We start from the raw sequence: 19,967 nt of genomic DNA, 5'->3' as shown, positions 1-19,967 counted from the left end.
AGACCGAGATACGCAAAGAACGTCAGGTGGAGGGGATTGCCGAAGCTAAAGCCGGGGGAAGATGGACGGCCGGCCAAAGTTGCTCACATCGCACGTGGAAAGTCGCATTAAGGATATGCGGATCGAAGGAATAAGCATTCGAAAATTGCAGTGGAGGCGGGGGTTCTCGGAGGCGACGTCGTTAATGAAATCAACGAGTTAATTGGCGCACCCGACAGGATTCGAACCTGTGACCTCTGCCTTCGGAGGGCTCCACTTACTATTGCCCGCCGCTTCCCGGACATTCCCGGCATATCACTCAACTGACTGATTAGACTATATAATTCAGTTTGCCAATATCCCTCACGCGCGCGCGAGGCCTTGCCAAATCCCGTCACCGTGCTTACTAGGTGATTGCTGAGCGGGGTTGGCAGGCGGGCAAATGGCTAACATCAAAATTACCAAAACCACCGTGGAGGCCATTGCGCCTACCGAGTGCGACCAAATACTTTGGGACGCCGCCTTGAAAGGGTTTGGGCTGAAAGTCACCCCGGCAGGGTCCCGGGTGTACCTTGTTCAGTACCGTACCGGCGGCGGCCGATCTGGCGTCACTAAGCGTGTGACAATTGGCAAGCACGGCTCCCCTTGGACACCGGATATGGCACGCAACGAGGCAAAAACGATTCTTGCTCGCGTCACGCAAGGGTCTGATCCTGCGAAAGCTAAGCGGTTGGATCGTCAGATGCTCAGCGTCTCCGAGCTTTGCGACAAGTACCTTAAGGATGGGACTGGCACCAAGAAGGCGAGCACTCTCTCGACCGACAAGGGGCGCATTGAACGCCACATCAAGCCGCTCATCGGGAAGCTCAAACTCACTGATGTCACTCAGGCAGACATCAAGAAGTTCATCAAAAATGTAGCGGAAGGAGCCACAGCTGCCGACGTCAAGACGAAGAAACGTGGTCGCGCTATCGTTCGCGGCGGGAAAGGGACCGCGACGCGAACGGTCGGCCTGCTCGGCGGCATTCTTACTCACGCCGTGGAACTTGGGCTTTTGGCCACAAATCCGGTGACGGGCGTCAAGCGCTATCCAGATAAAAAGAACGAGCGGTACCTGACAGCTGCCGAGCTTGGCACTCTTGGCACCGAACTCCGACGCGCCGAGCTGCATGGTGTTAATCCAAAGGCTATCGCCATCATAAGACTCCTCGTGTTCACCGGCGCGCGGCGTGGCGAGATAGAGCGCTTGCGGTGGCCAGAGGTGGATCTGACAGGCAGCAGGTTGCGGCTGGAGGATTCCAAAACCGGCCAGAAGACCATCCCGTTGAACGGGGCTGCATTAGCGATTCTGGCAACGCTGAGAGAAGCTTCGGTGGGCAAAGGATTTGTATTTCCGGCTGCCAAGGGCGAAGGCCATTATGTAGGCACTCCACGGATATGGTCAGCGTTGCGAAAACGCATTGGCCTTTCGGAAGTACGGCTGCATGACCTGAGGCATTCCTTCGCAAGCGTCGGGGTGACAGCGGGCACACCTCTTATAATTGTAGGAGCGCTGCTTGGGCACAACGACCACGCCACGACGTTGCGATACGCTCATCTGGCGGCGGACCCAGTTAGTATGGCAGCCGAAGATATCGGTGTCCTGCTGGCAGAAGCACTGAATCCGGCCGCTCAAGTGACGGCCGAGTCAATACCAGTTGCGCGGCCCAGTCCGACGCTGATGGCCACCTCTTCTTGAATGTCGATCCGTCTGCTCCGATGGGCTCTGCGCGGCTTGAAAAACCGCTCGCCGAGTTCGGGCGGACCTTTGTGTCAGATCCGAACGTCGCACCCAATCACGGCTGGCGGTCCTCGTAATGGCGACCCGCACGCGCCTATTCACGCGCCTGTCGAGTAAAATGGGCGCCGTGGTCTGCATAGTTGCACCGCGCACACTCGGGCTGAAGGTTCTCGATGCTATTCGTCCCACCCCACGCCAGCGGCTCGATGTGGCCCTTTGTGAATGGTAGGCGCTGGCCGTTCGGACGTTCAACCTTTTCCCACCGGCGACTGCATTTCGGGCAAGCAACATAGGTTGCTGCCTTGGCAAGCCACTCCTCTTCTGTGTGACTACCCTGTGCGCTCTTCACTCTAGCGCGATATCGAGCGGCTGCCTCGCGATGGCAATGGGCACAGTTTCCACGAGGTCGCCGTTCAAAGGAACCGCATTTTGGGCAGGCGTCACTGTCTTTGGACGCCAAGTTATTCCTCGCGAGTCGGGTGGCCACGTCGGGCGCCGGTCGCCCCAATGCGGAATTAGAGCGACCTCAAGGTTCTAGTGTGGACGTATCCAGTAGCGCATACCCGCCCGTATCTTCTTGCTATGGCGAGATTCTGATTTATCAGTCGTATCGAGGGCCAGCTGCCGCTCGAATCAGGACTGCGCTAGCGTTGTCGGGCGAAGGGTCACTGCTACCGTCCATAAAAAGGCATTCGCCCACTTCAGGATAGTCCTGCTTGCCCACGAACACGTCATATTCAATTCTCTTCTTGAACTCTATCGGCTTGCGGTTTTCGCGCTGCATAGCCACGATGGATTCATTCATCGTCTTTTCCAGCATCTTTGCAGCGTCATAATCGACATTGCTACCCTTGGAGAGCTGGTTCAAAAAGGCTCGATACTCCTCAACTGTAACCTCCCGCTGAGACTCAGTTGTCTTACCCCGGAAAAAGCCATCACTGCGGTATGGCGCCTCCAAAATTTTCACGCACGCGGCACTCATACGGTCGTCGGATTTTCCGCATCCAGCAACCAAAAAGCCAAGAACCAAGAAACAAACTTGTTTTAGCATCCCCACCCCGAATGCAATAAAGCAATACTAAAGGAAGTACTTCAACCGTTCTGGCATTCGCCTTAACTCGCCGTCAACGGAAAAGCTCCAGCGGTACGAGGCGCGCGTGGCTTCAGGAGAGCGTTGCAGTAGCCCCGAGATTAAAAAGCCCAGAGTCCGATGGCTTCCACTTGGCCAGTCTCGGCAAGGAAAAGGGTGATGATTCCAAGCCGATTAAGCGCAGAAGCGGTTTCCTCGAACAGAGACCGGTACCGCGGGAAATCAGGCAGCGCGACAGCAATTTGAGCTTCCGGATTCGCAGATTGCATTCGCAGGGCTTTCAGGAGCGCATGAGCGTACCAGTGCTGTGCCTGTACAGAGGGGTTTGTCGGCTTTGTCTCACCGCTTCTGTTGGGATCTCGATAGCCCCGGGAAGGATATCCCTTCACCTCAATCATCAGCTCTACCCCGAGGCGGGTGGCGTGAATGTCCACGCCCCTTTCTTTTGTACTTGTGTCCGCCTGTGAAATGATCGCCCAGTCTTCCTCGCGGAGATATTTCGCAACAGTGGTCGTCACGTTACCCTCCCAGAACCAATCTGCGGTGGCATCAACAGCGCCTTTGGGGTGCCGTTGCTCCTTGGCTTGCGGTGGTCGAAGAGGGCTTATCTCTATGCCCAAAGGGTAGTTTGCGAGTTTACCGGCCGCATTTGGGCGTCTCTCAACCACGCCAGCGTTAGCCAGCGCTCGGCAAACCTGATTCACAGTTTGGCGCGGCGTGATCTTAAGGGCCTTCGAGATCTCATCGTCGTCTCTTCCGGGAAATCGGACTATGAAGTCAGCGATGCGTGTTCGATTGTCCATCGTGATGACCAAGCGTTTGCCGCAAAATCAAATCAGTTGTTTATCGGCAGCCGGGAACCCAGCTAACACCGACGGCGTTTTTGGCCAGCATTTCACTGGCCACAGAACGAGTGTGGTTCGATCTTATACGACGACTCAAAAGCCATCGTTAGGTTCCCTGAACCGACGTCGTAGAAGCGCCGGATGCAGGTGTCGTATTTATCGTTGCTGGTGTCCATCCATTCGGCTCGCAGGAGAGTGCTATCGATGCCGTAGTGGAGTTGAAGCTGGTAGTTGTCCTCGCCGCCTAGTGGGAAATCGACCACTCTTCCATCGCGGCCATCGATCAGAAACGCGAAAATGCACGATGTGCCACAGCCGATTTCGATTAGGGAGAAGTGACCGCCGTAATTCGCGCCGGACTTCATGCCGTTCCGAACTCTCGTTTTGAATTGGGCAACAGAGCCCACAGATTTTGGCGGGGTCGGTTTTCCCTTGAGATACATTTTCGTTGGATAGTCGCCAAATTTCGGTTCTGCCTTCGCCGGTGACACAGTGAGAAAAGTGGCGGCTAATAACGCTAAAATCAGTTTCATGTTGCTGCCCAAAGCCCCTTAGCGACCCGGCAATGCCTTCGGCCGCCAACCTGTCAATAGTTTCCTACACCCGGTCTTAACAGAGACCCCTCACTATCCCGCGTAGACTTCAAATGCTTTCGAGGGCTGCCCTGCCAGCTGCTGACTATAATCCGGGAAATTGATCTGAACGTGTCATCCAGTAGTTGGTCCATGATCCGGCAACAGGTTTTGCAACGCGACGGCTATTGCTGTGTGTCTTGCGGCATCAGGCTCAAGTCGGCGGATGCGGACGTCCACCATTTGCTTCCTCGCTCGGTGGGCGGAACCGACGAAATGTCGAACTTGGTCACGCTCTGCGACGGCTGTCACGCGCGCCATCACCCGAACTTGGCTGGTGGTCTGGCAAGACGGGCGATTGAGAGATGGGCCGTAAGGCTCGCGAGATGGCTGGACCGCGAAGGAGTGGTGACCGGAGCCACAAGTAACTTCGGGCCTGCTCTACGCCTGTTCGGGCTGCAGCGATTTCGTCACGGTCAGTTGCCGATCATATTGGCAGCGCTTTCGGGAAAATCCGTGCTAGTCGTCAGTCCTACAGGGTCGGGCAAAACCCTGTGTTTTCAGCTTCCCGTGGTGCTGAGGCGTGGGGTTGCCCTTGTTGTTTCTCCCTTGAAGGCGCTGATGTCCGAACAGGTGTCCGACCTTCTAGCCAAGAAAATACCGGCAACGTTCATCAACAGCGATCTCAGCCGCGAAGAGAAGGAGACTCGCTTTTCTCTGCTTGGCCTCAAGGCCATAAAGCTGCTCTATGTAGCGCCGGAGCGGTTTTTTGTTCGTAGCGATGCGGAACGCAGCCAACTCAAGCGCAGCGAGCCGTCCTTTCTGATCATCGATGAGGCCCATTGCGTTGACCGCTGGGGGGAGGACTTTCGCCCCGAGTACGGGAGGTTGCGCGAGGTTCGGGAAAAGCTTGGTGCTCCCCCTGTCTTGGCATTCACAGCTACCGCTGGAAAGGAAATGCAGGACCGGATTCTCGCCTCGCTTGGAATCCCTGATGCAAAGGTGTTCGTCCGCGACGTGGATCGACCGAACATCGCGATGTTGCGACGGCGTTGTCGATCTGAACAGCGGGCGCAGGAAATAGCATCCATGCTGGCGCTGCCCCAGTTGACGGGGCAGAAGGCGATGATTTTCGTCCCCACGGTAAAAGTGGGTGACGAGCTACGAACTGCTCTGTCGGCGATGGGGTTGCACATCCCATTCTATCATTCCAAGCTGGGTACCGCATGGGAGCGGCAGGAACTCGTGAAGCGTTTCTTGGGTCAGAGCCGCCCAGTGGTCGATCAGATTATTTGCACCAACGCCTTTGGCATGGGCCTCGACGTTCCTAACGTGCGGCTGGTGGTGCACTGGCAACAATCAGCATCTTTTGAAGACCTGTTGCAGGAGTTTGGCCGTGCTGGAAGAGACGGGAAGCCGTCGGTCTCGGTCATGTTCCACGACGGTAAGGGCCGAGGTGATACGGGACGCCTCAAATTCATGGCCGAGATAACTGTCTCGAATGCACCGGGGGACGAAGACCAAAGAGCGGTCATGCTGGTGCAGCGGACCCGAAACATCGATCAGGTAGCCGAAATGCTTCGCTCGACTTCCTGCTTTCGCAAGTCGATCCGCAGATATTTCGGTGACGCCGAAGGGCGACCCAAATTGAGCCTATCCGAGCGAATCCTTGAATGGGTTTTTGCGACGCGTGCACCAAGGACGCGCCATACGGCCTGTTGCGATAGCTGCGACGCTCAAATGATCAAAAAGCACGGGGCAACGACTTATGTTGCGCACATCGTGGGAAGCGAATTTGGGCGACGGGGCCGAAACTGAGCAGCCCGACTCCGAACTGTCGTCGCCACGATACGGTATTTGGCTAGAAAGGCTCGGGCCGAACTGGCAGCGTGGGTCTAGAAATGGAAGGTGATCACCGTGCCGCAGCGAAGATATTCGGCAGCCTATACAATCGCGACTTGCCTCATTTGCGGCCCGGTGTTGGCCCAATCAGCTATGGAACACCACGTCTGGCAAGATAAGCGCAAATTCGAGCCCTATAGCCGTACGGCAGAGGCGATAACTGGCCCTATACGGCTCTCGGGAAATCCAGATTTCGCCACTCCGGGCAGCAAGATGGCTATCACATTCGGAAACGGCAAAAAGGTTAGTTTGACTTCAGTTGGTGCATTTTGGCGACAGGGGGACGAAACGAGCGATAGTAAGGCGACCGCGGAAATTTTCAAATTCTCGAGCGATCCGGGCGCTCTTAGAAACGGCAACACGCTTTGCGGTGATCCGAAATCTGACCCGGCCCGTTACGTCGTGTTTCTCGAAAAATCGTCGTATGGTGCTTCTCCGCTGCTTGGTATGGCTGTCTTTGGATCGAAGGAGGCCCCACGCGACATCAACAGCCCAAGCCTCTGTGGCACTTTCAATTATGGAACGAACTGAACCAGCAGTCTGGCCGGTGTCTGCGGGCGATTAGTGCATACTGGGTACAATTGGGAACGACTATGAAGCTTTTCGGATGTGTAACTGCATTCTTAGCCATGGCGCTGCCCGCGTCAACAGGATGGGCCGATGATAAGGATCCTATCTACTATGGAAGTCGGGCCGGTATGCAACTTACTACGGTGTCGGAGGAAGGTATCGGCACGGCAAACGTCAAAATTCACGTAAAGCATACCCCCAAAGATGCGAAAGCGTTCTGCGTTTTATACAACTCGGATTATTCGATGGCATGCGTGAAGCAAATGATGGCTCTAGTCAAAATTGACAATTACTTGACTGGAAATTGCAAAAAACGAACTTGGTTGGATCTATCGAACGAAAAATTCGCGTTCCTCGGTCCCGCCAAGAAATCAGACGAAATGATCGCCGATTACGCTATAAAGCGCGTCAAAACGGGCGAGATTCTCGACGGCACAACGGCCTCTGGATACTGGGTCGAGCTCGGCATATTCCAACACCTCTGCCCCGGAATTACGAAGTAACATGTGTTGGAGGCTTCGCGCGTCTCTTTCGCTCGGCATCTGTCTCAGTCTGGCTGGGATGGCTCAGGCTGCCGAGGTGACGTTCGTAGGGAAGGTCGAGCACCAAGGAAGTGAGGCGGTAGGTTTTCGATTTGAAGGCGAAATCAATGATACCGACTCTACTAGTATCAAGGCGGCGTTGGCGAAAGCGGGGATCGCGAATGATGGCGAGGTCTGGCCAAGCATTATCGTCGAACTCGACAGCTCGGGTGGTTCTTATCAGTCTGGACTCGACTTGGCGCTGCTCTTCCGCAGGTTAGGGCTGGCGACGGTGGTCAAATCTGGAGACCGTTGTTTCTCAGCCTGTGCGTTGGCGTTCCTAGGTGGCACTCAGCGGGCGACGGATCCGACACCTGCTGCCGAGGATGGACCTATCCCGAACCAGCTTCCGGACCGCTCAATCGAACGTGACGCCTTGCTCGGTTTCCATGCTCCCTATCTCTCCCTGAACGGGTCTTCGTACACTGCTGACAACGTCTCCGAGGCATATACCGCTGCTGTCTTGGGAATTTCGCGATTTATCGCTATTGCCGACCATTTGTATGTGTCTACCGCCGAGTTGCCGAAGCTTCTCAAGCCGACACGAGATGACCTCTTCATGGCCGACAACGTTGATGCGGTCAGATTTCTAGGCATCGACTACACCGACTACACCCTGCAAATTCGCGACCTTCAGAGCATCACACCATCAATGATTCTGAATGCCTGCGTAAATCGATACTATCATCTCCGAGGGCGAAGCAGCCTGCCGGGATACGACGCGGCCGCCTCTGTCAGGGAGGAGTTCATCGAGGGCTCGAAACTGCTCGAGAATGGCGAGGAGAAGCAGGTTTTTGCCGTTCGACGCATTAAATATGGCAAGCGTGCAATAAATGTTGTGTTCACACCAATAGCGAAAACCGATGACGGAAGGAGTTTCATCTGGTGTCTGTTTGGCCCAGTTGGACCTGACGCCACGACGATCTACAAACCTGCTGGGACGATTGAGGAGCTATTTGCAGAACTGAAGACAGGAGGCGGGCAATGGTGGGAGTTCTCAAGCTCGGAAACAACTATCAAAGTTGGTCACATAGACACGATTGAAACGATGATGCGTGTTCTCGATATGGTGCCGCCCGAGACCAAACTAGCTGACGTTGGAGCAACCGTGAAGCAATACCAAGCCAATGAACCGCCCATCTCACAGCCCTAAGCTGCGGGTGCCGGGTATAGATTGCGATTGATAGGCAGGACGCCTAACTGACTACCTACAAGCAGAGACAAGACCAAGTCCGGCCAACGCGGTCATCCGTTCCGAAGGCCTGTTGAAAGCGCAAGGAGCTCGAAGCGGCGATGCAAGAGTTCGGCATTCTACCATGACGCTCGATGACTTTGAACAGGGACTGGTTAGGTCATTCAACGAGCTTCCGTTTTGCTACCCTTTCGTCTGCGAAGGATAATCGATGGAGGCTTGCAGGGCATGGTAAAGCGGAATCAGAAATCCACCGATGAGTTCGCATTGTGGCGCAGTTATTGGGACTTCCGTCGAGAGGTTGCTCAAGAATGGCGCTACGCATGGTCTGCATCCGCACGGGATTTTCTGACTACTTTAGTCCGAGAGAGCCATTCGCGGGTGGCGAAGATCTCCAAAGATTCGCACTTCTTCCGTGCTCAAGTTGCCCATCTCGACGTGTACGATCCTGACGTTGGGGACGCTTTTCCGGGGCCAGCCCTTCCAGACCGCATGCGTCCGATCCCCGGGAGAGTGTCTGAGGGGCGAGCTAACCCTAAAGGAATTCCCTGCCTTTACATGGCGGTTGATAGGCACACAGCTCTGGCAGAGTGCCGACCGTGGATTGGATCACTGGTATCCATAGGTGCTTTCAAGATCAATCGCGATTTACAAGTCGTGGATTGCACCAAGGGGACGGACCGACATTTGCTTTTTCTTGAAGGAGAACCGACAGCTCAGAAAAAATCCGAGTCGGTCTGGGCAGACATCGGAAGGGCGTTTCGACAGCCTGTAATGCGCGATGACAATTCCTCGATTATGCACCTACACAGGTTATAGCGGAGGCATTTCACAGGGAAGGTTTTGATGGCATAGCCTACCGAAGCTCATTTGGCACTGACCGATTCAACCTTGTATTGTTCGACCTAGACGCCGCCGCGATCATCATGAACGAGCTTTACGAAATTAAGGATGTGGAGTTCAAGTTTGACCAAGCAGCCAATCCCTACTACGTACAGACAGGCGATGACGGGAAGAAAACGTTGGTACAGAACGTCATCACGGGCTTTTCGCAAGTCGATAACCCAAGCAAATAGCGTTGCGGCTACACGATAAATATCGACAGCACCCGATAGCTAACGAGACCTGTGCCTGTTCATTTCGCTAACTTTGCCACTTGACTCTTTCGACCTGCCCTAGAGGAAGACGAGATGCTTCGTGTATTCGTTGAAGGAAAGATGGATTGCGAACTGGTTGTAGGCCTGCTTCGCCAAGCCGATCTATCCCGACCCGACATAACGGTCACGGCAGTTTCCGGGAATCTCGATCCCAAGCGACAAACCAAGAGGACAAGTAGCATTCTTGCCGAAGCTGTTGGCCCGAAAGTGGTTGTTTTTGACCTTGAGGCTGGCAATATCGCCGATGTACCGCCCGACATCCGGCAACGCGAGAACACGTCGTATTGCCCGGCCATTCCGACCATTGAGGCGTGGCTTTTCGCCGACGAGCTGGCTCTAGCCGACAGTATCCCAGAGGGGCGGGAAGGTATACTGAGCAGGCTTCCTGCTCCCGAGAACATACCTTATCCGAAAATGTTGCGCCACTACCTCCTGAGAGACGAAAATATTGGCGATATTACGTTTCGGATAGATATCAATAGGGCGGCAGCAAGGAGCCCATCTCTGTCGAATTTTCTAAATACAGTTCAAAACATGGTGGGAATGAAATCGACGTTTGAAATCATATCGACGGGGTCGAAATATATCGACAAAAACATTATATCTTCACTTATCAGTGAGGTATACCCGTCAACGACGACAATATTTAGGATGGCAGACGGGCGTTCTTTTACTGCTGGCGAATTGATGCACGAGATATCGGATGGTACGCAGCTGGGGCAGGCTTACGCATCCGAGTTGCTCCGAGTTGCAAGAGACCTGATCAAGAACCAAGCAAACCACGAAGATCGCCGTAAAAAATGATAGTCGTGGTCACGGATTCCGACGAGGCGACAGCGAGCAATACCGCCGTGTGCCAACATCTTCACGCCAACAATGGTCTGCAGCTTTGGGGTGCGGCCGCCGTCCGGCCCTCGCTGATACCACTTGCAGAGGCAGCTGAGAACGAGCCGATGCTGCTCGTGGGCCACGGCAGCGAGACCGAGTTTCTGGGCAACGACGGGATGGCCGCCGTGACGAGGGACGACGGTCAACTTTTGGCCGGACGCACGACCATTGCAATCGCCTGCAAAACGGGCGGTGCGCTAGGGCGAAAGGTGGCGCTTGATGGAGGCATATGGTGTGGCTTCGAAGGCCCTATTAGCTGCTTGGTCGGCGATGATGACGTGATCCACCACTTTCGGTCGATCCCCGATTTCTTCATGGCAAATGTCCACCTTCTCGCCGATCAAGCGACCGCTACTGTGTTCGTCGACGGCTATTCAGATATGATGAGGGGCATCATTTCAGCGCTTGAGGATCTGGCTGACACTCCCCGCATCGAACCAATCGTGGCCGCACGCTGGTTTCGGGAGCGGCTTCGAGTGTGGCTTCCGGCTCAACTGCAGCCCCTAGAACCTGAAGGTGCGAGCCGCCCGTCTTTGTTTTAAGCTCTCCATCCTTAAGGACTGGCGCGTTCTGTTATTGTCCCGGCGCCGAATCTGGCAGTGGTCATTTTTTCCTAAATGTCGATTCGTCCGAAGACAGTAAGCGCTGTTGTAGGATGGAAAATTGCAAATTTCCGCATTTCGTCTTCGCTAATTTCCATCGAATCCTCCTGCCGCTGGTAGGCGGACCGTAGTCGGTCAACGGACCGCGCTCAACTTCAGCCCGCAATTCTCTACACAAGATGCAATACGGACGGGTCGTATTTCCGATAAGCAGGTTTCGTGGAATATCGTCGCGAGAATGCTTGACTGATATCCTCGGAGTTAAGGAAAAAGACCAGATGGTGACGCTCTACCAAAACATTGCGAGCAAATTCCTCGCGGCACTTGCGGAGGATCAGAAGGTCGACAGCGACAAGATCGAGCAAATCCGCAAATTGTTGGCGAACGGCAAAAAGCTGAAGGCCGAGGACTTCGTCAAAATCTTCTCGACGCCCGCAGGCGGTGACGTGAAGTGATCAAACTCGAAACCGCTCACATCGAAGAAGTCCGCGGAATCCGCAAGCTCGACATTGATTTCAGGAAGGAAACCTTCGCGATTTCCGGTCCCAACGGCACGGGAAAAAGCGGTGTCATCGATGCTATTGAATTTGGGCTTACCGGCGAGATCGGTCGTCTCACCGGCAGAGGCACCAAAGGCCTGTCAGTTGTTGAGCACGGGCCGCATGTCGACAAAGTAAAGTTCCCGGACGCCGCTTTCGTTGAAATAAAGGTCTTCATTCCCTCTCTTGGCAAATCAGCGACGATCACGCGTAAGGTTTCCGCGCCCAGCAAACCGAAGATCGTGCCTGCTGATGCCGACGTGAAGGCGGCGCTTGATGAGATTGCGGATCACCCTGAGATCACGCTCGCCCGACGTGACATCCTGCGTTTCATTCTGGTCGAGCCGACGAAGCGCTCCGAGGAAATTCAGGCGATCCTGAAGCTGGAAGAGATCGGACAAACGCGGTCATCACTCAACACGGCGCAGAACAAGCTCCAAACTGGCTACAAGAACACCTCAAATCTCGTGAAAACCAACCGGGAGACGCTGCAGCGTCATCTGCAAATCGTGACATTCGGGGCTACCGAGCTGTTGGCGGCTGTGAATCCAAAGCGCGAAGCATTGGGCCTTCAGAAGCTCGAAAAGCTGACATCCGACACGCGGCTGGACGCCGGATTGTCGGACGCGGACAAGCTGCCCGAATTCAACAAGCAGTCCGTGCTGCGCGACCTCAAGGCCATGTCTGACGCGCTGGACACGCTCGCCAAAGCCGGAAAAGAGGACGCGGCTACCATTCTATTTGGCATTGCAACGCTCGAGAATGATCCCGCCTTGTTGCAGGCGCTGCAGCGGCGGTCCCTCGTCGAGAAGGGTCTTGACCTGATCGATGGCCCCGAGTGCCCGCTATGCGACCACGTGTGGTCCGATGAGGCCCACCTGCTAAGCCATTTACAGGCAAAGCTGGCCAAATCGGAGGACGCGGGGAAGCTTCAGTCCTCCTTGATCAAGAGCGGGGCTGCGCTTGCCGGGCACGTGGAGGGATTACTCGGTTTGCTCAGACAGACACTCATCGTTGCGAAAACTGAGAACGATGGGCCATTCGTTGACCTGATTGCGACGTGGGGCATCAACCTACGGGATCTGACAGGACAGCTTTCAACCTTCGATGGGCTCATCGGAATGAAAGAGCGCTTGGCCGAGGGATGGCCAAGGATGTCTGCAAATTTTCCTGCAGGGCTCTCCGCGCTGCAATCTAAGATCGAAGCAAAGCCCGATCAGAGTGCGACTGTTGAAGCGCAGACGTTTCTCACAACGGCGCAGCTTCGCCTGAATGACTACCGAGACGCCTTGCGGAACAACGAGAGGGCGAAGCTCGCGAGCGATGCTGCGAAGGCAGGCTACGATACCTACTGCCGCGCCATGGAGGACGAACTGAACGCGCTCTATGACGACGTGCAGGAAGACTTTAGCGCTTTCTATCGGCTGATCAATGGCGACGATGAGGCCAAATTCACGGCCAAGCTGACACCAAGTGAGGGACGCCTCGATTTCGATGTGAACTTCTATGAGCGCGGTCTCTTTCCGCCCGGAGCGTACCATAGCGAAGGGCATCAGGACGGCATGGGTGTGTGCCTCTATCTCGCGCTCATGAAACGCCTTTTCGGAAAGAACTTCACCATCGCGCTGCTCGACGATGTCGTGATGTCAGTCGATTCCGGCCACCGCCGCGAGTTCTGCAAGCTTCTGAAGACGCATTTTCCCAACACGCAGTTCATCATCACGACCCACGACCGCCTCTGGGCAGAACAGATGAGATCGGCGGGGCTTGTCACAGCAAAGACCTCGCTCGCATTCCATAGCTGGACGGTGGATACAGGTCCCTTAGTCGAGTCAAACGCAGATATCTGGGATGAGATCGCTGCAGCTCTCGCCAAGGGAAAGGTCGAGACGGCGGCCCACGGGCTGCGTCACCATCTCGAATACGCGTCGCGTCAGCTTGCGGACCAGCTCGGCGCGCGCCCGGTCTTTCGGGCGGATGGCAACTACGAGCTCGGCGACCTGCTTCCTAGCGTCGTCTCGCGTATCAAGGACCTATACGGCAAGGCTGCGGATGTATCGCAATCATGGGGAAATACCGATGCCAAAGACACTGCGCTAGAGCTAAAAAAAGCACTCTCCGAGTCCAGCGGTGCGAGTAACGTCGAACAGTGGGCCGTCAATAAGGCCGTCCATTACAACGAATGGGCCAACTTCGGAAAAAAGGACTTTGAGCCGGTTGTCACGGCATTCAAGGAATTGCTCGAATGCCTACGATGTGAGGGCTGCCAGTCGTGGCTCTATGTCACGCCGCGCGGCGCCAGTCCGGAGTCTCTGCGCTGCCAATGCAACGCGGTAAACCTGAACCTGAAGGCGAAGCCGAAGTGACTGGTGCTGATCTTCTTCGAAAGCGCCGTTTCCGTCGGTGGCAACCCGGCACCAAGCGGCTACATGCGACTTACCTTTTGCCGTGGGTCGAGATGAATGACCTCTCCGGTCTCACCCAATTGTTTGCCGCCGTGGAAACTATAAACGAACTGTAGTTGATGTTCTTCGGATCCTTTCTTCGCTTTGACCGATTTCGGAGGGCGAAGTTGATCAAGGGGCGCCGCCATTGGCAGGCGCGGTTTGATCCCCGAGAACAATTCGGACACAGGCGCAAGCTGAATGCGTGGGAATGACCCATGTGCCGTTTGAATAAAGCCTGCCGAAGCCGCCTCGACGCGCATCGGGCCGGTAGGATGGCCAAGCGACACAAGTACACCCATCTCTGCTTTCTCGCGCTCGATCACTGCCCGTAGGTCTCGCACTGCTTGGACGCTTACCGTCTCGCCGCCTTTGACGGACGTGATGATACGGCCAACTCCTCTCGGCCCGTTGAGGAAGAAGATTTCCCCGTCGATCCCCTTATCGGCGCCCTTCTTCCGTTCTCGATACTGCTGCACCCCGAAAAGCCAATTCGCCCACCACTGGAATTGGTACTTGTCGCGGCGGGCAAGATCATAGGCACCATCCACATCCCGAGGACGGCCTTCTACGGTGACCTTGAGATTCGGAAATTCTTCCGCAATCCGCTCCTCAATAACCGTGATAGCGTGGTGGGTTATGTCGATCCCGACCCACTTTCGGGCCAACTTCTCGGCCGCATGGACTGTGGTCCCGCATCCACAGAACGGGTCAAGCACGACATCGCCTTCGTTCGACGCGGCTAAGATAAGCCGTTCTAAAAGCGGGAGGGGCTTTTGCGTCGGGTAGCCGAGCCGCTCACGGGCTTGCGAATTAATCGGGTGGATGTCGGCCCATACATCGCCAATCGCGACACCCGAACTGTCGCCGAGATACCGCTTCTCGCGCGGCACGCTACCCTGTCGGTTCTGTATAACACGCCCGTCTGCCACCATACGTTCCATACGCTCACGCGAGTAGCGCCAGAACCGGGAGACGCCCATCACTTCGTAGTACGGATTGCCCTTCGCAGCGCCTCCGGGGCCAGTCATGTCCCACAATCCGTAGCGACGACCCTCGGCATCGACATGTGGATACTTAGCGTCGGCGTAGTCGTCGGTCAGTGGAGTGAACACAGGACGGAACGTCGAAGCGGGCGTTTTGCGAAAGAAAAGGATTGTATCGTGGACTCGTGGAAAGCGCTTGGCTCCCTGCGAATGGTCGCTCTTGGAACTGGTCCGTTTCCAGATGATCTCGTTGGTGAAACTGTGAAATCCAAAGATCGCGTCGAGCAAGGTTTTCAAATAGTGGCTCGCTGTAGGGTCACAGTGCAAGTACATTGAGCCGGTCGGCTTCAACGCACGGTGCAGTTCGATCAACCTGACCGACATCATGGCCAAGTAGGCCATCAGGTCGTTTTCGCCCATTGATGACCGAAGGGCACTCAGAATGCGAGCGGCGCTGCCGCCGGAGGTGATCACATCCGCATATGCAGATTCTGCCGACTCTCCCCACCGCCACGAGTCCTGAAAGGCTTCGAGCTGAGCGTCTGGGCCAGCTCCTGCCGGAGACCTAAAAAGGATATTGTATTGGGCTTTTGAATTGAAGGGCGGATCTAGGTAGACGAGATCCACGCTTTCATCTGCGACGTGATCGCGCAGGATGCCGAGATTATCGCCAAAATACAGCTTGCCCATCGCCCGCCCACCAGCGAACACGTATAGCGAACTATCTACAAGATAAGGTTAACGAGCAGAGACTCTATGTCGGGGTCTTGTGGGACAGGTCAAAAAAGTAATTGTAATTCGTTATCCAGTGATATCGATTCTCTTTAATGCGGAGAGTGTCTTGCAATTGAGGCAACGCGATTGGGCCTTGCCGGACGTCGCACACGTGTAAGGCCCACATCGAAGTTTAGGGGGATCGGCATGCGAGAGACACTCCAAGAAGTAGTAGCGCTCCAAGCAAGGTACAGTGCGAGCAAAACGCCGGACATGGACCGGCGAGGCATCCTCATTCGGAGAACACTCCCGGCGGACTTGGAGTCACATGGTTCGGCGCTGAGAACGGCGCTTGGCGAGTACGGGATGGATGCCAAAGCAGAGGGCAAAGACAATCAGGGGCAGATGTCACGCATCCCGTGGGTGCGTTGGTTTTCGGAGTCTCGTTCTCCGTCCGCTACGAGCGGGTGGTACGTCGTCTATCTTTTCCACCCAGATGGATCGGGAGTGTCCCTTTGTCTTAGCCATGGTTCGACCCAGATCGTAGGAACTGGCTTCGTAAATCGTAGTGACGCCGAAGTCGCCGAACTTATGGGCTGGGCGGCAAGCGTTCTGGGATCGGAGTTCGCGGCCGATCCTGATATCCGCCTTGGCATCGACCTCGGCACGTTCGATCTTGCTCGCGGCTACGAGCGGACGACGGTTGCCTCTAAATTCTATCCGAACGCACGCCTCCCGGCCGACGATGTGCTATTCGCCGACGCCATGCGCTTTATGGGGCCATTGGCCAAGCTCTACGAAGCGCAGGAGGCTGGTATAGCTCCGGGCAGCATTAGCGCCGAAATGCTGGGGCTGTACGACGATCTAGAGAAGTTAGCCTCGCCGGTTAAGGACCGCCCTAAGGGGCAGGGGCGCATGAGTGCCGCGATGCGAAAGCTTGTCGAACTTCACGCGATGACTATTGCAGAGCGATGGCTCAAGGCTGAGGGCTTCGAGTACAAGAACGTGGCAGCGACTGACAGCTGTGACTTCCGCGCGCGGCGTGGCGCCGAAGACTGGGTAATTGAGGTCAAGGGGACAACGGGAGGGTTGACAAGTGTACTCCTGACCCGAAATGAACTCGCACTCCACCGGACCAGCCATCCGCGCAACGCCCTACTGGTGGTGCACGGGATAAGGTTGCTGGAAGGGGAGACAAGTCCGAAAGGGGGAGAGCTGGTGGTGTTCTCGCCATGGCTTGTCGAAGCTGACCGCCTAAGCGCACTAACTTTCGAATACCGTCTCCAGATCTGAAGCGCGATTGCCGACCCGTGTATTCGACTGTCGACAATGCGGGCGCAGCCGGCCTGCATTTACATCAGGGTATGCCCTGAGGTGACGTAACGCGCCGCCGCAACGCCTATGTAACATCTGGGTTGACAGTGACTATTTGTGACAGTGTAGCCTCGGGCCTAAACCTTGAGGTGACACCTAATGAGCCGGATTGGCTACGCCCGCGTCAGCACCATCGACCAAGATCTCGACACGCAAATTGCCAAGCTGAAGGGCGAAGGGTGCAGCATAATCCGCTCTGAGAAGGTATCTGGAGCGAGCCGCGAGGGCCGGGCTGAACTGGCGACCATCATCGATTTTCTCCGGCCGGGAGACGAATTGGTCGTTACGCGCCTCGACCGGCTAGGCCGCGACACGCGCGACGTTCTGAACTTGATCCACGAATGCGAGCAGAGAAAGGCCTTCGTCACCGTGTTAGACCCGCACGTCTCGACCCGTGGCGACATGGGCCACATCGTGCTGACCGTCCTAGGAATGGTCGCTCAGATGGAACGCCGCTTCATCAAGGAGCGGCAGAAGGAGGGCATCGAGAAGGCAAAGGGCATCGGTGTTTATAAGGGCGGGAAGGCCCATATTGATCACCAGCGCGTACTAGAATTAGTACGCGCTAAGATGGGGGTATCCGAGATAGCGAAAGCAATGAAGTGCTCTCGGATGCAGGTCTACCGGATACTCCGCAGGTCTCTGGAGGAAACCGTCTAACCGGTGCAGCTGCACTCGGCATCCGGTGTCGAGTTTCTATGTTGCATTATTATACGTACGGACGATGCTAGTGGCTCATGATAGCAAGCCAGAGTGCAAAGAGGCAGACCGCGCAGAACACTACCCCTGAAGTCACCATCAACCGCCCGGCCAGCCCTAGACTTTCATAGTATCTGGTGTGCTTGATTGTCGGGCAAATCGAAGACATCAATTCTCGCATCTTCCTTAGGTTCCTTGTCGGTCATTTTCCCTCTGGCGGTTGAGTGCGTGTGATCAAGTCACAGGTATTGCTGTTGCGTCTATCCGAGCAGTGCCGCTAATTCGCTTGGCCCCTTATCATCTGAAGCACAAACCTCCTGTGCGTGGAGATGCCCGCATCGGCAGCGTTCACGAAGACTATTGGGCTATACAAAAGCGAATAGACTAGTGGCGGCCCTAGCGAAGACGAGGCCTTTGAGGCAGATTCCCGGCATATGCGGCCTCGATAGTTAAACCCAGTCCCGCCTCGCGGCTCACTAGGTTTAAATATGAAAGCTAAAACCACCTCCGTCTGTCGTGATTGGTCGTATGGATTTCAATGCAATGCTCCCCGTGGTCCCTGCCAGTTGGAATAACAGACGTGTCCACTTCTTCAAATACATGAGCCTCGGTACAGCCAAAGCTGTTCTGACTAACGGGACGTTGAGATGGTCGACTCCTGGGACATTGAACGATCCATACGATGTCCAGTTCGATTTGGCGATTACCGCCAACCGGACAAAGCTTAGGGCCGCTTCTCTCGCCAAGCTGTGGGAACTTTTCAAAGGAGAGAGGGATGTGGAGAGAGGAAATAGGCTAGGGGCACTCGTCCGGGCTTTGGGGACCCAACGGCCAAATCTGAGCCGCGAAGATTTTGAGAAGGAGCTTGGCGATGGGTTCGAGGAAGGCTTCGACCGGATGATGGCGGCTCTCCCTGGAGTTAACGCGGAAATCCGCCAAATAATGGCAGACAGCAAAGTTTTGTGTCTGACGACCGATCCAATCAACACGTCGATGTGGGCGCATTATGGTGAGCTTAATCGGGGTGCCGTGTTGCGATTTCGGTCAATTGTCGCATTTAGCAGCCCCTTTGGTATGGCAAAGGCAGTCGAATATGTCGAAGCCCTCCCTAAACTCATGGATGAGGCCTTTCTTGCTGATATGTTTGCCGGACTTGCGTCAATCAATCCAGCCGTTGCTTCACACCGCATGGTTTTCACCAAGGGCATTGATTGGTCATATGAAAGGGAGTGGCGCGTCTTTGCTGGCGCAGGCCGAAATAAGAGTCAGGCCCCGGAGGACCTTCCCTTCCACGAATTGGAGCTCGACGGGCTGATCTTGGGTTTAGCAATGCCGGTCGCAGATCGGAAGGATTTGGAGGCCCTCGCTGCTCGTTACCCGAACGTCGAGATGATGGAGGCCGTTCGCTCTTCAACGGGCTTTAGGCATGAAATCCGTACCTTGTCCGGTCGCGCAAAGGCCTCGACCGGTGGCTAGACTAATAATCAGGCAGAAATGAACTGCGTATGTGCAACCTCGTATCTTCGACGGAAACAAGCAAGTAGCGCCTGACCTTGGGCTCGCGAGACCGCTAGTGGCATCGGCAATCCGTCCGCTCACAAAATACGACACAACCCCGACCGGAATCGTTCCTGTACACCCGATTGCATTTGACGAGACGTGTGCACTCGGAAGAGAAGGATGGGACAACAAGTTTGGGGGACGCCGTGTTCAAGAGAGTGAAGACAGCAGTATTGCTTTTGTTGGGGCTACTCGGACAGGCCTATGCGGTGAATATCCCAGAGAACGCACACATAAACTATACGGGGACGTCATGGGAATGCGACAGAGGATTTCGACAGAGCCAAAACGTGTGCATTCCCGTAAATATCCCCTCAAATGCGTCACTCGACTACACTGGCCACTCTTGGACGTGCAGTCGTGGCTATCGGCAGCAGGGACAATCGTGTGTGGCCGTCGAGATCCCCGCAAATGCGTCACTCGACTACACTGGCCACTCTTGGACGTGCAGTCGTGGCTATCGGCAGCAGGGACAATCGTGTGTGGCCGTCGA

General features: G+C 55.4%; 18 protein-coding genes and 1 pseudogene. 14 read left to right on the top strand and 5 right to left on the bottom strand.

Annotated features, from left to right (window positions below; genetic code table 11):
- The first annotated feature begins 421 nt into the window (after nt 1–421).
- Complete coding sequence (locus NKJ93_RS25935) at nt 422–1,717, top strand: tyrosine-type recombinase/integrase (RefSeq protein WP_352591920.1); 1,296 nt, start codon at nt 422–424, stop codon at nt 1,715–1,717.
- A 136-nt stretch (nt 1,718–1,853) separates the two neighbouring features.
- Here the strand turns inward: NKJ93_RS25935 and NKJ93_RS25930 are convergent, their stop codons facing one another.
- The 4 genes from NKJ93_RS25930 to NKJ93_RS25915 all read right to left on the bottom strand — a co-directional run bounded on the left by NKJ93_RS25930 (nt 1,854) and on the right by NKJ93_RS25915 (nt 4,227).
- Complete coding sequence (locus tag NKJ93_RS25930; protein ID WP_352591917.1) at nt 1,854–2,108, bottom strand: HNH endonuclease; 255 nt, start codon at nt 2,106–2,108, stop codon at nt 1,854–1,856.
- Nucleotides 2,109–2,360: 252 nt separating this feature from the next.
- The gene (locus tag NKJ93_RS25925; RefSeq protein ID WP_352591914.1) at nt 2,361–2,810 is read right to left on the bottom strand and encodes a hypothetical protein; all 450 of its coding nucleotides are present in this window, start codon (nt 2,808–2,810) and stop codon (nt 2,361–2,363) included.
- A 140-nt stretch (nt 2,811–2,950) separates the two neighbouring features.
- Nucleotides 2,951–3,664 (bottom strand): MarR family transcriptional regulator, encoded by a 714-nt coding sequence (locus NKJ93_RS25920; protein ID WP_352591911.1) that lies wholly within the window; start codon nt 3,662–3,664, stop codon nt 2,951–2,953.
- Between the two features lie 80 nt (nt 3,665–3,744).
- Entirely contained in the window at nt 3,745–4,227 is a 483-nt protein-coding gene (locus tag NKJ93_RS25915; protein ID WP_352591909.1) for a hypothetical protein, read from the bottom strand.
- A gap of 192 nt (nt 4,228–4,419) precedes the next feature.
- Between NKJ93_RS25915 and NKJ93_RS25910 the strand changes: the two genes are divergently transcribed.
- The 10 genes and pseudogenes from NKJ93_RS25910 (at nt 4,420) to NKJ93_RS25865 (ending at nt 14,063) form a co-directional block, all read left to right on the top strand.
- A complete protein-coding gene (locus NKJ93_RS25910; protein WP_352591906.1) occupies nt 4,420–6,084 on the top strand; it encodes a RecQ family ATP-dependent DNA helicase in 1,665 nt (554 codons plus the stop codon).
- Between the two features lie 90 nt (nt 6,085–6,174).
- Nucleotides 6,175–6,699 (top strand): hypothetical protein, encoded by a 525-nt coding sequence (locus tag NKJ93_RS25905; RefSeq protein ID WP_352591903.1) that lies wholly within the window; start codon nt 6,175–6,177, stop codon nt 6,697–6,699.
- Between the two features lie 62 nt (nt 6,700–6,761).
- Complete coding sequence (locus tag NKJ93_RS25900) at nt 6,762–7,241, top strand: hypothetical protein (RefSeq protein WP_352591900.1); 480 nt, start codon at nt 6,762–6,764, stop codon at nt 7,239–7,241.
- 58 nt (nt 7,242–7,299) lie between these two features.
- A complete protein-coding gene (locus NKJ93_RS25895) occupies nt 7,300–8,472 on the top strand; it encodes a hypothetical protein (RefSeq protein WP_352591898.1) in 1,173 nt (390 codons plus the stop codon).
- Between the two features lie 267 nt (nt 8,473–8,739).
- Nucleotides 8,740–9,330, top strand: a complete 591-nt coding sequence (locus NKJ93_RS25890) for an RES family NAD+ phosphorylase (protein WP_352591895.1) — start codon at nt 8,740–8,742, stop codon at nt 9,328–9,330.
- A pseudogene (locus NKJ93_RS25885) lies at nt 9,318–9,587 on the top strand (RES family NAD+ phosphorylase); the annotation flags it as partial. The gene NKJ93_RS25890 and the pseudogene NKJ93_RS25885, both read left to right, overlap by 13 nt.
- A gap of 114 nt (nt 9,588–9,701) precedes the next feature.
- Nucleotides 9,702–10,472, top strand: coding sequence for a hypothetical protein (locus NKJ93_RS25880; RefSeq protein WP_352591892.1), 771 nt, complete (start codon nt 9,702–9,704; stop codon nt 10,470–10,472).
- Complete coding sequence (locus tag NKJ93_RS25875) at nt 10,469–11,098, top strand: hypothetical protein (protein WP_352591889.1); 630 nt, start codon at nt 10,469–10,471, stop codon at nt 11,096–11,098. The genes NKJ93_RS25880 and NKJ93_RS25875 overlap by 4 nt, the downstream gene beginning before the upstream one ends.
- Before the next feature lie 302 nt (nt 11,099–11,400).
- Nucleotides 11,401–11,613 (top strand): hypothetical protein, encoded by a 213-nt coding sequence (locus NKJ93_RS25870; RefSeq protein WP_352591886.1) that lies wholly within the window; start codon nt 11,401–11,403, stop codon nt 11,611–11,613.
- Nucleotides 11,610–14,063, top strand: coding sequence for an AAA family ATPase (locus tag NKJ93_RS25865; RefSeq protein ID WP_352591883.1), 2,454 nt, complete (start codon nt 11,610–11,612; stop codon nt 14,061–14,063). The genes NKJ93_RS25870 and NKJ93_RS25865 overlap by 4 nt, the downstream gene beginning before the upstream one ends.
- A 59-nt stretch (nt 14,064–14,122) precedes the next feature.
- On the opposite strand, the gene NKJ93_RS25860 is transcribed toward NKJ93_RS25865, so the two are convergent.
- Nucleotides 14,123–15,817, bottom strand: coding sequence for a DNA methyltransferase (locus NKJ93_RS25860; protein WP_352591880.1), 1,695 nt, complete (start codon nt 15,815–15,817; stop codon nt 14,123–14,125).
- Nucleotides 15,818–16,048: 231 nt separating this feature from the next.
- Between NKJ93_RS25860 and NKJ93_RS25855 the strand changes: the two genes are divergently transcribed.
- From NKJ93_RS25855 to NKJ93_RS25845, 3 genes are all read left to right on the top strand, one after another.
- Nucleotides 16,049–17,134, top strand: coding sequence for an MrcB family domain-containing protein (locus tag NKJ93_RS25855; RefSeq protein WP_352591878.1), 1,086 nt, complete (start codon nt 16,049–16,051; stop codon nt 17,132–17,134).
- A gap of 180 nt (nt 17,135–17,314) precedes the next feature.
- Nucleotides 17,315–17,875 (top strand): recombinase family protein, encoded by a 561-nt coding sequence (locus NKJ93_RS25850; protein WP_352591875.1) that lies wholly within the window; start codon nt 17,315–17,317, stop codon nt 17,873–17,875.
- A 567-nt stretch (nt 17,876–18,442) separates the two neighbouring features.
- On the top strand, nt 18,443–19,390 hold the full coding sequence (locus NKJ93_RS25845; RefSeq protein ID WP_352591873.1) for a DUF2971 domain-containing protein: 948 nt from the start codon (nt 18,443–18,445) through the stop codon (nt 19,388–19,390).
- Nucleotides 19,391–19,967 lie beyond the last annotated feature (577 nt).

The sequence above is a fragment of the Mesorhizobium sp. M0028 genome, assembly GCF_040323855.1.
GTDB lineage: Bacteria > Pseudomonadota > Alphaproteobacteria > Rhizobiales > Rhizobiaceae > Mesorhizobium.
This window is presented reverse-complemented; position numbering and strand designations above follow the sequence as displayed.

Bases quoted from the DNA above. Each gene is read 5' to 3' on its own strand.
- NKJ93_RS25935 (WP_352591920.1), top strand. From the start codon at position 422: ATGGCTAACATCAAAATTACCAAAACCACCGTGGAGGCCATTGCGCCT.
- NKJ93_RS25925 (WP_352591914.1), bottom strand. From the start codon at position 2,810: ATGCTAAAACAAGTTTGTTTCTTGGTTCTTGGCTTTTTGGTTGCTGGA.
- NKJ93_RS25915 (WP_352591909.1), bottom strand. From the start codon at position 4,227: ATGAAACTGATTTTAGCGTTATTAGCCGCCACTTTTCTCACTGTGTCA.
- NKJ93_RS25910 (WP_352591906.1), top strand. From the start codon at position 4,420: ATGATCCGGCAACAGGTTTTGCAACGCGACGGCTATTGCTGTGTGTCT.
- NKJ93_RS25900 (WP_352591900.1), top strand. From the start codon at position 6,762: ATGAAGCTTTTCGGATGTGTAACTGCATTCTTAGCCATGGCGCTGCCC.
- NKJ93_RS25895 (WP_352591898.1), top strand. From the start codon at position 7,300: ATGGCTCAGGCTGCCGAGGTGACGTTCGTAGGGAAGGTCGAGCACCAA.
- NKJ93_RS25890 (WP_352591895.1), top strand. From the start codon at position 8,740: ATGGTAAAGCGGAATCAGAAATCCACCGATGAGTTCGCATTGTGGCGC.
- NKJ93_RS25880 (WP_352591892.1), top strand. From the start codon at position 9,702: ATGCTTCGTGTATTCGTTGAAGGAAAGATGGATTGCGAACTGGTTGTA.
- NKJ93_RS25875 (WP_352591889.1), top strand. From the start codon at position 10,469: ATGATAGTCGTGGTCACGGATTCCGACGAGGCGACAGCGAGCAATACC.
- NKJ93_RS25860 (WP_352591880.1), bottom strand. From the start codon at position 15,817: ATGGGCAAGCTGTATTTTGGCGATAATCTCGGCATCCTGCGCGATCAC.
- NKJ93_RS25855 (WP_352591878.1), top strand. From the start codon at position 16,049: ATGCGAGAGACACTCCAAGAAGTAGTAGCGCTCCAAGCAAGGTACAGT.
- NKJ93_RS25850 (WP_352591875.1), top strand. From the start codon at position 17,315: ATGAGCCGGATTGGCTACGCCCGCGTCAGCACCATCGACCAAGATCTC.
- NKJ93_RS25845 (WP_352591873.1), top strand. From the start codon at position 18,443: ATGGATTTCAATGCAATGCTCCCCGTGGTCCCTGCCAGTTGGAATAAC.